At 42.0% G+C, this 14,789-nt stretch carries 14 protein-coding genes; 11 read left to right on the forward strand and 3 right to left on the reverse strand.

Translation table 11 applies throughout. From position 1 onward, the window contains the following. The first annotated feature begins 4 nt into the window (after positions 1 to 4). On the forward strand, positions 5 to 1,153 hold the full coding sequence (locus HWQ23_RS01840; protein WP_292823061.1) for a response regulator: 1,149 nt from the start codon (positions 5 to 7) through the stop codon (positions 1,151 to 1,153). Positions 1,154 to 1,435: 282 nt separating this feature from the next. Here HWQ23_RS01840 and HWQ23_RS01845 read toward each other — a convergent pair whose 3' ends face one another. Continuing rightward, positions 1,436 to 2,401, reverse strand: a complete 966-nt coding sequence (locus tag HWQ23_RS01845) for an SGNH/GDSL hydrolase family protein (RefSeq protein WP_292823062.1) — start codon at positions 2,399 to 2,401, stop codon at positions 1,436 to 1,438. 554 nt (positions 2,402 to 2,955) lie between these two features. Here HWQ23_RS01845 and HWQ23_RS01850 point away from each other — a divergent pair. The 5 genes from HWQ23_RS01850 (at position 2,956) to HWQ23_RS01870 (ending at position 6,960) form a co-directional block, all read left to right on the forward strand. Continuing rightward, entirely contained in the window at positions 2,956 to 4,305 is a 1,350-nt protein-coding gene (locus HWQ23_RS01850; RefSeq protein ID WP_292823063.1) for a helix-hairpin-helix domain-containing protein, read from the forward strand. A 202-nt stretch (positions 4,306 to 4,507) separates the two neighbouring features. Further along, positions 4,508 to 5,104 (forward strand): hypothetical protein, encoded by a 597-nt coding sequence (locus HWQ23_RS01855; RefSeq protein ID WP_292823064.1) that lies wholly within the window; start codon positions 4,508 to 4,510, stop codon positions 5,102 to 5,104. 537 nt (positions 5,105 to 5,641) lie between these two features. After that, the gene (locus tag HWQ23_RS01860; protein ID WP_292823065.1) at positions 5,642 to 6,172 is read left to right on the forward strand and encodes a hypothetical protein; all 531 of its coding nucleotides are present in this window, start codon (positions 5,642 to 5,644) and stop codon (positions 6,170 to 6,172) included. Positions 6,173 to 6,287: 115 nt separating this feature from the next. After that, on the forward strand, positions 6,288 to 6,602 hold the full coding sequence (locus HWQ23_RS01865) for a hypothetical protein (RefSeq protein WP_292823066.1): 315 nt from the start codon (positions 6,288 to 6,290) through the stop codon (positions 6,600 to 6,602). After that, on the forward strand, positions 6,592 to 6,960 hold the full coding sequence (locus tag HWQ23_RS01870) for a pentapeptide repeat-containing protein (protein ID WP_292823067.1): 369 nt from the start codon (positions 6,592 to 6,594) through the stop codon (positions 6,958 to 6,960). The genes HWQ23_RS01865 and HWQ23_RS01870 overlap by 11 nt, the downstream gene beginning before the upstream one ends. A 171-nt stretch (positions 6,961 to 7,131) precedes the next feature. Here HWQ23_RS01870 and HWQ23_RS01875 read toward each other — a convergent pair whose 3' ends face one another. Next, complete coding sequence (locus tag HWQ23_RS01875; protein ID WP_292823068.1) at positions 7,132 to 8,124, reverse strand: LysR substrate-binding domain-containing protein; 993 nt, start codon at positions 8,122 to 8,124, stop codon at positions 7,132 to 7,134. A gap of 302 nt (positions 8,125 to 8,426) precedes the next feature. Between HWQ23_RS01875 and HWQ23_RS01880 the strand changes: the two genes are divergently transcribed. The 3 genes from HWQ23_RS01880 (at position 8,427) to HWQ23_RS01890 (ending at position 10,662) form a co-directional block, all read left to right on the forward strand. Then, positions 8,427 to 9,128, forward strand: a complete 702-nt coding sequence (locus tag HWQ23_RS01880; RefSeq protein WP_292823069.1) for a cadmium resistance transporter — start codon at positions 8,427 to 8,429, stop codon at positions 9,126 to 9,128. 84 nt (positions 9,129 to 9,212) lie between these two features. Beyond that, the gene (locus HWQ23_RS01885; RefSeq protein ID WP_292823070.1) at positions 9,213 to 9,875 is read left to right on the forward strand and encodes a hypothetical protein; all 663 of its coding nucleotides are present in this window, start codon (positions 9,213 to 9,215) and stop codon (positions 9,873 to 9,875) included. A 358-nt stretch (positions 9,876 to 10,233) separates the two neighbouring features. Next, positions 10,234 to 10,662, forward strand: coding sequence for a YidH family protein (locus tag HWQ23_RS01890; RefSeq protein WP_292823071.1), 429 nt, complete (start codon positions 10,234 to 10,236; stop codon positions 10,660 to 10,662). 220 nt (positions 10,663 to 10,882) lie between these two features. On the opposite strand, the gene HWQ23_RS01895 is transcribed toward HWQ23_RS01890, so the two are convergent. Then, positions 10,883 to 11,605 carry a class I SAM-dependent methyltransferase gene (locus tag HWQ23_RS01895; protein ID WP_292823072.1) on the reverse strand — a complete coding sequence of 241 codons (723 nt, stop codon included), beginning with the start codon at positions 11,603 to 11,605 and terminating at the stop codon, positions 10,883 to 10,885. A 209-nt stretch (positions 11,606 to 11,814) separates the two neighbouring features. On the opposite strand from HWQ23_RS01895, the gene HWQ23_RS01900 reads away from it, so the two are divergent. Further along, entirely contained in the window at positions 11,815 to 12,141 is a 327-nt protein-coding gene (locus HWQ23_RS01900) for a hypothetical protein (protein WP_292823073.1), read from the forward strand. 81 nt (positions 12,142 to 12,222) lie between these two features. Further along, on the forward strand, positions 12,223 to 14,789 hold a 2,567-nt coding region (locus HWQ23_RS01905; RefSeq protein ID WP_292823074.1), incomplete at its 3' end, for a CHAT domain-containing protein.

The following is a 14,789-nucleotide window of genomic DNA, read 5'->3' on the forward strand; positions in this document are numbered from 1 at the left end:
CGCAATGAAGACACTTCCGATTAGTAGATACAGATTTTTCCAAAAGCTCCAGCCTTTATCTCTATTGAAAAAAATCACTGGTAAGTCGGTTACTGGTTGTTTGCAGGTGTTTAGCACATCAGGCTCTTGGTCAATATATGTGGACGAGGGTAAACTAATTTATGCCTGCTACTCAGAAAAAATGTTTGAGCCGCTTTACAGGAATTTGCAACGCTTGAGTCAACAAATTTCTACTCTCCCTGACGGAATCAAAGAACAGTTGCAGGCGATATTTGAAACTGGCATTGAAAATCAGGCAATACCGAACCCAGATTATCTGGCTATTTGCTGGTTAGTCAATCAGAAGTATATCAGTCCCTCTCAAGCGGCGATACTGATAGAGCAATTAGCCCTAGAAGTTCTGGAGTCATTCTTGAACTTAGAAGAGGGGAGTTATGAATTTATTCCTGAAAGTTTTCTGGATGACATGCCAAAGTTTTGTCATTTAAATCTCCGCTTACTAGTTGAACGATGCCAAATACCCCGAACCGTTGGCGTTCGCGTTAGCGTCTCTGAAAGAGAAGCCTCTGTCTGCGACACGCTGCGCGAACGTAGAGAAGCGGCTTATCGTCAGACATCGCCAACTTCTCAATCGCACCCCTCGCGATTGTTTCAAATAAATCAGCTACAACCTAAAACCAGAACTACACCAGAGTTACCTAGAACAAACGGCTATAAACCAGCAGCCTACCCGATTAATACTAATGAACGTAGGGGTCAGCAAATCAGCCAACCGCCTGCTGACAAAAAACTCTACACAATCTTTTGTATTGATGATAGTCCTACGGTATTGAATACTATTAAAAGTTATTTAGATGAGCAAACATTTTCTGTTGTGGGAGTCACCGATTCTTTGAAAGCTTTAATGCAGATTGTTCGCACAAAACCCAACATAATTTTGTTGGATATTTCGATGCCTAACTTAGACGGATATGAACTCTGTTCTTTGCTGCGTAAACACTCACATTTTAAAAAGACACCTGTGATTCTGGTGTCAGAAAAAGTAGGATTTATAGATAGAGTTAAAGCTAAGATGGTCGGAGCATCAGGCTATTTAACTAAGCCTTTTACACAAGGAGATTTACTAAAAGTCATCTTTCAACATATTGTTTGATTTCCTAATATAAAAAATAACTCCACTTAACTAAGATATTTTTTGGGGATTTCAGGTTGAGTATTACCTGGATCGCTAGCATTATAGTTATAGAATATTGCCTGAGTGAATTGAAATTAATTAGTCATTATCTCAGCGATAGAGGTGACAATATTATTAAGGCGGCTAGTGCCAAATCATCTCTAAAAATAATCCTAAAAGACCGCAGTGGCTCCCCAACCTACGCAGTTTATAGGTTTTTGCCGCTAACCCAAGCGTATTAGGCTATAGTAGGCCATGTCATTAGTGATCAAGTGATGCCTCGCCCAGTATTTCTAAAAGCGATCGCTCCATAACTTCACTGACAAATTTATTACCTTGCAAGTTGAGGTGAATATTATCGTGATACAAAGCTTGCGGGTTGGTGGTTGAATTGAATATTGGTAAAAAGTCTATATACTTAATTTGCTGTGCTTTGCTAAAATCGTTCAAGCGCTGGCGAGCTTTAATTTCGTAATCGCGGGGGCCTGGTTGAGCAATTTCTCGCAGTAAAGGAGTCATGACTAGTAGAAATTGGCTGTTGGCTTGGCGAGTCAGGGCTTGAATTTTGCCGATCGCCTCCAGATTAATCCCAACGCGATCGCCTGCTTCATTATGCACTGCTTCCATTTCGGGAATTGGCTTTTGTTTGGCGATATAACGTTGCCACACTTCCACTAATGCTAGGGGAGGTTTACTATCGGGATAGTTGCGATCGCGTCCTACCGGTAAAGAAGTCGGAGGAGTAGCAAACAAATCATCGGTATTAATTAATAACACTACCACTTGCGCGTTGAAATTGCTAAACTTCTCTAGATAAGCTAACTCGTTCCTTGGCCCCCAAGAGTTAGCTGAAGCATTCAACACTTCTACTTCCTGATAATTACTATTAGTGGATGATGTCAGAGAACGCATCATGATCATGGATATTGTATTAGTCTGATCCGTCCACCAGCCACCATTGGCAATAGAATCACCTAACAGTAAAACTCGTAGCCCAGAAGGTGCAGGTGTCTTATTTATCGGACTACCTCGCATCGAATACTGATTAATTTCAATGCGATTACCAAAACGACGGGTATGCTGGTTAGGAGCCAATAAATAACCAATCTGCTCATCGCCAATGTAAATCAGGGGATTACCAAAGCCAAAGAGCGATCGCAGTCCGATCTCGACTACCACAAACAATCCCACAACCACCGCCAAAATTACGATCAGCGTCACTTTCACCTACCCACACCCGCTTATACCGAGTTGCTTTTCAACGATAGTAACTGACGCATTCGGCATTGGAAAGAGGCACAAGGGCGAGGTGCTGAAGGGAAAACTTTTCTCTCCGGCTAAGAGGATATTTTAAAAGTATTATTGCTTACAGCAAAAGCTTCCAAACCTAACCTAGCCCCCGTTGTTTACAATGGGGGTTTCAAAGCCTCTCGATCTTCCGGGGGGAGGAATGGAAGCGGGGTTTTTTAGTATACTTTAAGACTTGACAAACATCCTCTAAGAGATCCCCTGCTTGTTCCCTATTGCCTAGCTATCTGATTCAGCGAATTAATATGTATTGAAATGTGTTTAATAAGTTTTAAAAACAGCAATTACACGGCTAGTAACTGTCTATATAATACCTTACCAAAGTTTTGATATATTGGAGCTACTTTTATGTAAGAGTGTAGCAGTGTTTTCTAGTGGTATAATTCTGTATTACAGGTATTAACAAAACTACAATTGTCATCGTTTTATCAATTAATTAATTTCACAAATTTTTTTTTCTGGGGTAGGTTAAGATGATCAAAATAGCCACACGTAAATATTTAGGCAAACAAAATGTCTATGACCTTGGGGTTGAGCGTGACCATAATTTTGCGATCAAAAATGGCTTAATAGCTTCCAATTGTTTCAATAAATCCCATTCGACTGCCTATGGTTATGTAACTTATCAAACAGCATATTTAAAAGCTAATTATCCATTGGAATATATGGCGGCACTGTTAACGGCTAACAGTGGCGATACCGATAAGGTACAGAGATATATTACTAACTGTACAAACATGGCTATTTCCATAGATCCGCCAGATATTAATCGTTCTGGTGTTGATTTTACGCCGACAGGGGGAAAGATTCTGTTTGGATTTTCGGCGGTGCGTAACGTGGGACAGAATGCGATCGCCTGTATTTTGGAGGCGAGAAATGAGACAGGATTTAAATCGCTCGCTGATTTTTGCGATCGCGTGGATTTACGTGCTGTTAACCGCCGAACTCTAGAGTCACTGATTTACTGTGGAGCCTTTGACAAAATTGAACCCAACCGCCAACAGTTAATTAACGACTTAGAATTAGTGTATGATTGGGCACAATCTCGCGCTAAAGATAGAGCTAGTGGTCAAGGGAATCTCTTGGATTTATTAGGCGACGGATTTTCTTCGGCTCAGAATAAAAGAGCAAATAATGCCTTTGAAACTGCTCCCAAATCTAAACCTGTAATCGATTTTACTCCACAGGAAAAGTTGCAGAAGGAGAAAGAATTATTAGGCTTTTATGTATCAGATCATCCACTGAAATCCTTACGGCAAATAGCACCACTTTTGACTCCAATCAACCTTTCGCAACTGGGAGAACAAAAGGAAGAAATAAGGCTTTGTGCAGTTGTCATGTTGAATAATGTGAAAAAAGTGGTTACTAAAAAAGGCGATCAGATGGCAATTTTGCAAATCGAAGACCTAACTACACAATCAGAAGCTGTAGTTTTTCCTAAAACCTATGAACGCATTAGTTCCTTACTCGTAGTTGATACCAGGTTGATTATTTGGGGAAAAGTAGATCGACGCGACGAGCAAACTCAATTTATTCTTGAAGATGCAGAACCAGTGGAAACAGTACAAATGGTGATGGTGGAGTTAAATCCGCAGCAAGCAAATAATATCGATTACCTACATCACTTGAAAACAATTTTGCAAGAACAGTCAGGAGACAAAGAAAAGGCAAAAATGCCAGTGATTGGAATTATCCAAACTGAAAATTCTCGTAAGCTTGTTCGCTTGGGTTGGCAATTTTGCGTACAAGATTCTAGAATAACTGTTCAAGCTTTGCAAAACGCCAGTTTTACGGCTCATATAAAATCGTTGATTGGTAGCTGACGCCACGAGTGAAAAATCCACCAATACTGAAAAGCAGCTTAAAAATAAGTTTTCCTGAACTGTCAACAGTAAATAAGCTGAAATATGCAGGAGCTTTATCGTTTTTTTAGTTACTTATGCGGATGATATTTTCCTTGAGGGAGTGGTATCTTTTTATGCTAAGACCCTTAAGGCTGCGACCGGGGGAAGGAGTTAGAACTTGATGATTGTAAACGAGCTACATAAATTTGTTTCATACTGTAAAAAAATTCAACCCCAAACTCAGGAGGACATTCAAAAATTTTTTGAAGGAGTGATCTTGTTTCCTTATGATAAGGAACTTCTATTGCAAGCTTATTTATTTCTGAATATTAAAGACTTGTTTCCCTCGTGCGCGGAATTGCTGTTATTTGAAAAATCTCCAATTTCAGATTATACAGATTTAGGGAAGTGTGATTTTGTCTTCCTGACCTTTAAAGGTAGTCTGTTTTTAATTGAAACTAAGTTTATTGATACAGAAGCAACAGGAGCTACAGAAAGAAAAAGAAGAAATAAACACAGAAACAAGGTATTTGAGCAAGTTATTACTTTAAAAGGGCGATTTAGTGAATATTGGAATATGAGGCTAGATCAATTAGAGTGCGGGGTTTTCACAACAGATTCAGAAGTTGCTTGGCGAGGAAATGGTGTGAATGTCATATCTAAATCAATATCTATAGATCATCTCGAAAAATGGCGAAGAAGTTATCACAGCAGTGAAAAATTTTTATCTCATCAAGATGGGTCAAAGTTTGAGGGGAAGGTTAATTTGAAAGGTTGAGCCAAGACCCAAGTATACTTTTTACGGTGATTTGCCCCCCGTAACCTTGTACAATTTGTTGAGCGATGCCAAAGGCGGGCTGTTTGGTCAGACAATGCAAGGATTTTGGATTGAAGAATTAAAGAATTGAAAAAAGCAATCAAGTCAGGGGCAAGTCATTTAATTTTAGATTTATTCTCGCGTTTAAATACGTTCGCAGCTCTTCTCTACGAGAGGCTGCGCCAAGGAGACGCTCTCGCGAAGAGACCTTTTTAAATAATGGAACGCAAGAATCTTCTCTATGAGAGGCAACGCCCAACAATCCAAAATCCAAAATTTAAAATCTAAAATTCGGTGACGCAAGTCCGAGTCCGAAAGCCGCCTATCGCCGATGTAGAAAGGGCGCAATGGTTTACCTTACATCGGATGGGCTATCGGTCAAATCCGCCAGATTCCTAAAAGCAATTTCGTCTTTGTCCAGCCATAGATAACCTTGACCCGGAAAACATGTCAGATTACTTGAATAAATACCAAAAGTCTGACAGGAAAACCATACTAATGAGAATTTGGGCTACTACTGCTGTGCTAGCTTCTTCTTGGCTAATATCTGGGGTCATAGATTCTAAGCCAATCAACGCTACTTCTGTTTTGCTAGAAAATGCTATATCATCTCCTGCGCCAACGAATACAAAACAGATTACTGTTAGTAACACCGAGTTCGGGATCAAGAGAGTTGACTCCAAAGGTAACGTTACCATTTTCCAGACAAAAAGAGTGCCACTTCAGGAAGGAAACACCTACGGATGGCGGATTAAACTCAAAGACTACCAAGGTGAAGTGAAATGGCGCGAAGTCTTGCATTTACCAAAACCTCCAGAAACTTGGGGTACGGATAACGGTGAAGACTTCTCAATATCAGCAGACGGCACTACATCTGTGACACGGCGCACACAATCGGCTCCAGGGGGTGTGATTGAGAATTTTTGGACGATCGCTCCCGGCGATCCGGTTGGTAAGCATAGAATAGAGGTCTATATTGATGACCGTTTGATCAGTACTTTCGAGTTTGAACTTATTCGAGTTAAGTAGATTTGAAAGTGATGGGGCATTGGGTATTGGCTATCCCCCTATTCCCCTACTCCCCTTAACCTGAAGCTGAGGAGTATCTTAGAAATAGAAGTTTAATTCTTGTTGGGTGGCGATCGTGAATATAGAGGAATTCCTGCGATTGATGGAAAAGCAGCGCCCATGTCCTCAGACACTGCCAAAAGGGCTGCAAGCAATGTGGTATGACAAAAAAGGTGATTGGAGCAAAGCTCATGAAATACTTGGCAATGCCAGCGATGCCGATAGTGCCTGGGTTCATGCTTACCTGCACCGCAAAGAAGGCGATTTGAACAATGCCCGTTACTGGTATCAACGCAGTGGTCAGCCAGAGTTTTTAGGAGAACTAAGTCAGGAATGGGAACAAATAACTTCTGTATTGCTAAGGAAGGTCAACGCGACGCATGAATGCTGAAGAATTAAAAAGGCGTTTTGCCGCCGGGGAAAGATATTTTCCAGCCGTCAACTTAAGTGGCGACAAGCTGATTGGAGCCTATTTGCCTGGAATAAATTTATGGGGTTCTGACTTGAGTGGAGCTAACCTAGCTAAAGCTAAACTCTGGGGAGCAGATTTGAGTAGAGCTAACTTAGCCAAAGCGAACTTGACCAGAGCTAATTTGAGCGGTGTCAAACTGAATGAAGCAAATCTCCGGGGAGCCAAACTCAACTATGCCAAGTTGTATGGAGCGAATCTGACTGGCGCTTACTACGATGAAAGCACACGGTTTTCTAGAGGTTTTGACCCCATCAGTAGAAATATGCGGAAGGTATGAAAGGGATTGGGGACTAGGACATTTATTTGCGAACGGATTTAATATTACAGCGTTTTTCAATTTATCCGCTAGTCGTAGAGAATTTATGCAGCAATTCTCTACGACTGAAGCCTTAATTCTTTCTGATTAAATTGGCGATCGCGTAGCGTCTTCTAAAGGACAAGGTATTATTTAAATAACTGATTTTGATACGTGTTGATGTGAGCTATCTGACATAGACGATATCAACATTTGTTCAAAGACTTTAGAAAGAGCAGTTTGAAAACGCTGACGATGCTTGAGTTTGAAAAAAGGCCGAACTATTTCTGCGTAGGCGTAGCTCGCCGTAGGCATCGCACCTTTGCCTTCTCTGTTATCAATAACTCGAATTGCCCGCAGAGTTCCCAACTGGATTTCTTTTTTTACCATCAACTCAGAAATTCCAATTGCACCGACACCATCTTCGATCGCGGCTTTTGTCATCTCTCCACTATTGAACACTAAAATTACATTCAGTTCACTGAGATCGATTCCCCAATTTTGGAGGGCTTCCTCAAACCTTTGCTGGGTTCCAGAACCAGGTTCTCGCATCACCCAAAGGGTTTGAGTCAATTGGCTTAAGTCAATTTCTCCCCACTCAAACCAAGGGTGTTTTTTACCTACCACAATTTGCAAGCGATCGCTCCCCACTATTTCGTACTCCAGAGTATTCTGAAGCGCTGGCTTCACATCCCCTTCCACCAAACCCAAATCAAACTGTCCTGTCGCCGTTCCTAGACAAATCTCTTCTGTATTGGCAAGGCTACAGTCAATCTTGATACCGGGATATTGGCTCTTAAACTCACTAATCTTACTTGGTAGCCAGTAGTTACCAATTGTCAGACTCGACCCTAATTTCAATTCCCCGCGTTGCAGATTGTTCAATTCTCGCAATCCCCTTTCAGTCAAGGAAACTTGATCGAGAATTTTCTGTGCTTCTACTTGCAATAATTTACCCGCCTCAGCAATCTCGATATGGCGACCAATCCGATGGAATAGTTTCACTCCGTATTCTTGCTCTAAGTTGTGGATTGCTGCGCTGACGGCAGGTTGTGTAATATAAAGCTCCTCTGCTGCGCGAGTAAAGTGTAAGTGTTGCGCCACAGCCTGAAAGATTTTTAGCTGCTCAAGCGTCATTCCTGCCATTTATGGTATCCCTACAACTTGGTGTCAAAATTTTAATCACTTTCATTTATCATTTTGACAAACAAAAGCATTTGATTCTATCGGTTACTTTGACTAAAGTATAAATCAAGGCTTCGGCACAGAACCAAACGGACAAGTAGAAAGCAGGGGATGAAGGAGATGAGGGAGAATGAGAATTTTAGATTTTAGATTTTAGATTTTGGATTAAAGAACTGAAATTTAATCCAAAATCCAAAATTGAATTGCCCTATACCCTATGCCCTATGCCCTATGCCCAAGCATGAAAATAAGGACTTCTAAAAATGAGCGATTTAGTAACTGCAATTACCACAGGGATTACGGCATTCACTGCCACCAACATCGATGATATTGTCATTCTGACGCTGCTTTTCTCACAAATAAATAAAACGTTCCGCAGTCGTCATATTCTTGGTGGTCAGTATCTCGGCTTTGCTGCATTGATCATTGCTAGCCTTCCCGGTTTCTTCGGTGGACTAATTATACCGCAGGACTGGATTAGACTACTTGGTTTAATGCCAATAATCATTGGTATGAGTAGTTTACTAAAACGCGAAGAGGATTCATCAGAAGAAGCCAAAGAAGAAACCGAGCCGTCTTGCCCCTCTATAATTAGCAATTTTCTCTCTCCGCAAACATGCAATGTAGCTGCGATCGCCTTTGCTAATGGTAGTGATAATATCAGCGTCTACGTGCCCCTATTTGCCAACTCGGAATTAGATAGTCTGCTGGTGATACTAGGTGTATTTTTTACAATGGTGGGTGTATGGTGTTATACCGCTTATAAGTTAACCTACTTGCCTGCGATCGCAAACTTTTTAACTGAAAATGGCAACACTTTTGTGCCTTGTATCTTGATTGGTCTGGGTGTGTTTATAGTCATGGAAAATATGACTTTTACTCTTATAGCTGTAGGTTCTAGTTATCTCATTTCATTGATTTTAAATATGAATAATCAGCCATCGCCTAAAGAGCAAATTAATTAAGTCTTTAAGAAGATGTTCATCCTGAACTTTTTGGTCAAAATAAATTACAAGTTGCAAAATTTACCCATCAACAGGACTAAAATCATGAAAATCTGGAAATCTCTGCTAATTGTCTTGATGATTGTTGTTAATCTTGCCTTTGCTCAACCTTCTTTTGCTGATAGACCAAAATTTAGCAAAAACCCTGACTATATCGAAGTCACTAAAGCTCTTAAGGAACTGTCTCAGACCAAAGATGCCCAAACTCAAGTTGAAGGTCTTACACCAGAAGAAATTCAAAAGAGAACCGAGGAATTAACACTGCAAAAATATGCTTTAGAGACGGGAATTAACTGGGGTAAATGCGAAAACCAAACAGGTAATACCATAGCAGTATATGGCAAAACACCAAATGATGAAGACGATGAAGATGCCCTATACGACAATAATCTGTATTTTTTAGCTAATGGTCAGTCCACTAAAAATAACTGGGATTGTGATGGCATCTATCTAGCGAATGATGTCAAAGTAGCAAATTTCACTTCTAGTCCTAATGGGCAAGGTAATGAATTGAGAGGCCCGGCTGCTCTGAAGATACTTGATGGAACTCAGTTGGTGGTTAAGGCGAATCCAGATACTGCTGCGATTGAATTGAATGTTCCTACTGTGAAAGTTCTTAACAGCAAAAAGGCTAACTGGTTTATCCCAGATATATCACAGGCTCTGATAGATACACGAGTTCCTAATGTGCCTACCAATCAGTCTTGAAATAGAAGCACATAGTCTATTTTTGAACGATTGTTCGGAATTTAAATCGGATAACAGCCAAAATCAGAGGAAAACAGGACACGCACTAGTGAAAAACCTCTCTGATATTGGCTGTTTTCTTAATTACACCTTATTACTTACACTTGCTCTCTACCATCAATTACGAATTACGAATTATTCACTCAGGCTTGTTTTCTTTCGATATCTGCATTAAAATAAATTTTGAAAAATGTATAATCACAACAGGTATATTTCAGTAGCGCAAATATTGCGCTGGGTGCAAATCATCTGGAAGGAGATTTCCTATTACCTCCGCGTTTTTTTGAAAAGAGCCTCATTGGGGATAAGGGTATTATTGATGCAGTTAAAATTGAAACCTACAGAAGAAGATAAAGCTCAAAAAAAGGCAGGACGACTTAATCCGTCTAGAGTCCGAGATCACTTGGCAAATGAGCGTACCTACCTCGCTTGGATGCGGACAGGGATCGCTCTTTTGGGTTTTGGTGTCGTCATCGTGCGTTTGCGTGCCTTCCAAGTACCTTTGATACCCCGTCCTGGCAACGGCTGGAAGTTAGGTTTAGTCTTCTCGCTGGTGGGTTTAATCACAGTGTGGCTCTCAACGTCACACTATTTCGCTGTCCGTCGTGATATCGAAGAAGATACTTATGAACCAACAGACCGTTGGGTGTTGCTGTTCAGTCTCGCTGTAATGATTCTCGGAACTGGGGTAATCTATTTTGTTTTTACAACTTCTTTAGATCCAATGAGTCCACTTATCCCTGAGTAATAGTATTTTTAATCGTAAGATAGTTACTATCTTGACCATCAATGCCACAAGCGAAAACCAAGCGGTGGAGGTATATGTTCCAAGAAAAAGATTTGGGTCTTGGGAACCAGGACTCCTGACAAGAGGAGGGAATGTAAGACCAAAAAAACTACGGAGTTTTTAAGGCTATTCCCGATGAATTGGGAAGCTGAGACTTCAGCCGGAGGCAAGTCTGAGTAGTTCACAATCGCACCTTATACAACTCGAATAATTCCCCTGATTTCTGCGCTATTACTTTAGCACCAGCCGCCTTAATCGTTTTTTCCCACTTAGCCAAAGGCTCTAAAAACACCTCAGCCCCCAAATAGGTTTCTAGAACTGCCCAATCTTCTGCTAAAGGCTGTTCTGGGTTGAGGATGTCAAATACAAAATGTCCACCTGGTTTTAACACCCGCTTAACCTCTGCCAATACAGCATCCCAATATTCGAGTGGAAAATAGCAGCTAAATCCTGTGGCGATCGCTAGATCAAACTGCTCTGCTGAATAGTTTAACTGATCAGCTGCTCCCAACTCAACACCTTTGAACAGCTTAGAATTCAACTGCGGCCCACGAGAATTAAGGGTATCGCGTGCCACATTACTGATTTCTTGCCCATGAAAAAATGCTTGCCAATCCCGCCAAGGATAGATTAAAAAGCTGATACCACAGCCGATATCTATACAGTGCTGGTTTTTTTGAGGTTTAGCAATTTCCCAGAAAGGGGAAGCAATTCTCCCTGAGAAACTACCTCCAATCCACTCGCGGAATATTGGCATCGCCTGTACTTCTGTTGGGAGTTCAAAGGTTTCACCTTGATATTCTCGGTTAAAGCGATAAGCTACTTGGCCTAATCTTTCGTCCCAGTTGGTTGATTTGTTTGAACTAAAGAGATTTTGGAACTGTGAATCGGACTTTTTAGACATTAGGTTTTTATTAGTTTTTAAGTACTTTAGTCAAGTTCTAGTGTAGACAAAGTGCAAGCAGTAACTGCAAAATAGCTTACCTGAATCCCTAGCAAGAATAAAAGGGCTAATAAAGTTTGTTACAGAAGTGTTGAATGTTAAGAAAAAGCCGAGAAATTGCCTTGGGATGTTGTTTAAAATAAGCCTGGAGTTACTTGCAGATCAACACTATGGCAGAAATTCAGTTGGCGATTGAGGGTAAAGATGCGATCGCAGCAACAGAGGCGCTTTTGGCAATTCCTGGTATATCTGGTAACTATGCAGTCAGTTCAGATGCACCGGAAAGAGAAGGAGTAACCGCAACAGTTGCTACCATCGTTGGTATTGTTGGGGGTGCGATCGCTATTGCTGAACAAATCCGCAAGTGGTATCAAGAGTATAAAGCTAAACAGTCTGGTAAAAGAATTGAAAAGGTGTTGATTGTCGGGCGTAATGGTAGGCGACTCCTTTTAGAGGATGCAACGCTGGAAGAAATTCGCCAAATTTTAGAATCGTAGAGACGCGATTAATCGCGTCTGTTGTTACGGAATTGGGGGTGGTAGACTTGGGGTAAATACTGAAGTCTCAAGATTCAAAGCGTGCAAACCCTCCACCTCGACCTTAAGCCAGTTGCCGAGAATTACGTAGAATTACGTTACTTTGTTGATAATCCTAATCAGTATGAAAAGCGATCGCTCTGTTTAACAGAAGTCGCTGATTTGATTGAGTTGGCAGAACGAGATTACTATGTTTCGGCTTTACCAGAGGACTATACGGTAACTGGACGGCGGTTGTATAACTGGTTGGATGGGAGCGATCGCTGGTTGCAACCCTTGCTAGATAAGTATCGGCGGGAAGGAATTGTGTTAGCGATAACTTCGTTAAGCTCCGCTAACGCCACATCTGAAAAGCTCGCCCATCTGCCTTGGGAAGTGCTGCACGATGGCGTTAGCTTTTTGGTTGAGCGAGTCCCGGCTATTGTCCCGGTGCGCTGGGTGTCAGATAGCACGGTAAAAAAATTGACCATTGAAGGGGAACCAGAAAACCGGGCGCTGCAAGTTTTGTTTATGGCTACTTCGCCTTTGGATGTCAAACCTGTGCTGGATTTTGAGGCGGAGGAAGCACGGATTTTGGAGGCGACAAAGCGGCAACCTTTAGCGCTGACGGTGGAAGAAAGCGGCTGTTTGTCGGAATTGGGTTATTTAGTTGATGGTTACGACGGGGATTATTTTGATGTTTTACACCTGACGGGTCATGCTACTTTACAAGATGGGCAACCCCGCTTTATTACAGAAACGGCAACAGGTGAAGCTTTCTATGCCAGTGCTGGGGATATCGCCCAAGAATTACAATTTCGACTGCCTAAACTCATTTTCCTCTCTGGTTGTCGCACTGGGCAAGCTGGCAATTCGGGATCTGTGCCATCAATGGCTGAAGAATTGCTCAAATCGGGTGCAAAGGCGGTTTTGGGTTGGGGTCAAAAGGTTTTAGATCCTGATGCTACAGCCGCAGCTGCTGCACTATATCAGGAATTGTCAGCCGGAAAGCAAATCACCGAAGCTGTTGCTTGTACTTATCAAACATTAATTAAGAACAAAGCGCGGGATTGGCATTTATTGCGGCTGTATGCAGCAGGCAATTTACCAAGTTCGTTAGTCACACCTTTGCGGACTCGTGGACGGAAACCAGCACCACCGCTTTCTGTTTCTACCCAGTTTTTAGATCCTGCGGGTAAGGTGAAAGTCCCGACGCGGGAGAGTTTTGTTGGTCGTCGTCGTCAATTGCAAAATTGTTTGCGGGTGCTGAGTCAATCAACCCATGAGGTAGGGGTGTTGATTCATGGCATGGGCGGTTTGGGTAAAAGTAGTTTAGCAGCTAGGCTTTGTGACAGACTGCCCAATTTTGAGCGTGTTGTCTGGGTGGGGCGAATCGATGAAGCTAGTTTGGTGAGTCGCTTAACTGAAAAGTTGGATGACAACGAACAACGCAAACGCCTACAAAATTATGATGAAGAATTGAAGTTTCGGCTGCGGCGAGTTTTCCAGCAGTTGCATGAGGAAGCAAAGCCGTTTTTGTTGGTGCTGGATGACTTTGAAGTGAATTTAGAACCTCGCAATGAGAGTTATGTGCTGCAATCAGAAGCAGCAGAGGTAATGAAAGCTTTAGTTTGGGCAATTAGAGAAAATTCCACTTCCCACCGCATCATTATTACCTGCCGTTACGATTTTGAATTTACCCAGTTGCAGCATTTCTATAAACAGCCGTTGGATGCACTGCAAGGCGCAGATTTGCAAAAAAAGTTTAGTCGCCTCACTGCCTTTGGTGCAGAATCTCAGGTGGATGAGGCGTTAAAATCACAAGCGCAGAAGTTAGCGGATGGTAATCCCCGCTTGCTGGAATGGTTGGATAAGATTCTGCAAAATACAACTGTTGATGTGGCGGCAATTTTGAAGCGGTTAGCAGTAGATCCGGTGGAGTTGCGAGAGCAAGTTTTGGCAAAGGCGTTGCTGGAACAGATGGATACGACTATGCGGGAGATGTTGTCACGGGGTTTGGTGTTTGAGTTGCCAGTACCGAGAGAAGCTTTAGCCGCAGTTTGTGACACTATCCCCAATTTGGAACACTATATTAGTCGGGCAGTGGCGTTGGGACTGTTGGAAGTGAGCCATGATGAGGCGTTACGAGTGCCGCGCATTTTGCCTGTGCAGATAGGGTCAGATGGGGAATTGCATAAGCAAGCGGCTGAGGTGTTGTATCGTCTTTGGTGGGAAGAGGCGAACACAGAAATCGAGGAACAACGGTTAGAAATTCATCGGTTGGCGTTGCTGGGTAAGGAAGAAAAAAAAGCAGCCAACATAGCAAGCAGTTTAGCAAATCGCTGGTGGAATCAAAGTCGATTTAGGGAAGCGGTGCAGCTATGCAAATCAACCTTAGAAATTACTGAAGACTATCGTGTTCTCAAGGAGATGGGTTATTGTGAGAGCCAAGTTGGTGAGGTTGATCAGGCACTAAAGCATTATCAACAAGCGTTAAACCTTTGTCCTTTAGAAGATAAACAAGAACAAGCGGCGACGTTGCACTGTTTGGGAATGCTCAAAGCCAATACCGGAGAAATAGAAGAAGCGATCGCCCTTTATCAACAATCCCTCGCTCTCAAAGAACAAAT

The organism is Nostoc sp. JL33, from assembly GCF_017114985.1.
In the GTDB taxonomy this organism is placed as follows: Bacteria; Cyanobacteriota; Cyanobacteriia; order Cyanobacteriales; family Nostocaceae; genus Nostoc.

Coding starts and splice junctions, on each gene's coding strand:
- HWQ23_RS01840 (WP_292823061.1), top strand. CDS start 5: ATGAAGACACTTCCGATTAGTAGATACAGATTTTTCCAAAAGCTCCAG.
- HWQ23_RS01850 (WP_292823063.1), top strand. CDS start 2,956: ATGATCAAAATAGCCACACGTAAATATTTAGGCAAACAAAATGTCTAT.
- HWQ23_RS01855 (WP_292823064.1), top strand. CDS start 4,508: ATGATTGTAAACGAGCTACATAAATTTGTTTCATACTGTAAAAAAATT.
- HWQ23_RS01860 (WP_292823065.1), top strand. CDS start 5,642: ATGAGAATTTGGGCTACTACTGCTGTGCTAGCTTCTTCTTGGCTAATA.
- HWQ23_RS01870 (WP_292823067.1), top strand. CDS start 6,592: ATGAATGCTGAAGAATTAAAAAGGCGTTTTGCCGCCGGGGAAAGATAT.
- HWQ23_RS01875 (WP_292823068.1), bottom strand. CDS start 8,124: ATGGCAGGAATGACGCTTGAGCAGCTAAAAATCTTTCAGGCTGTGGCG.
- HWQ23_RS01880 (WP_292823069.1), top strand. CDS start 8,427: ATGAGCGATTTAGTAACTGCAATTACCACAGGGATTACGGCATTCACT.
- HWQ23_RS01885 (WP_292823070.1), top strand. CDS start 9,213: ATGAAAATCTGGAAATCTCTGCTAATTGTCTTGATGATTGTTGTTAAT.
- HWQ23_RS01890 (WP_292823071.1), top strand. CDS start 10,234: ATGCAGTTAAAATTGAAACCTACAGAAGAAGATAAAGCTCAAAAAAAG.
- HWQ23_RS01895 (WP_292823072.1), bottom strand. CDS start 11,605: ATGTCTAAAAAGTCCGATTCACAGTTCCAAAATCTCTTTAGTTCAAAC.
- HWQ23_RS01900 (WP_292823073.1), top strand. CDS start 11,815: ATGGCAGAAATTCAGTTGGCGATTGAGGGTAAAGATGCGATCGCAGCA.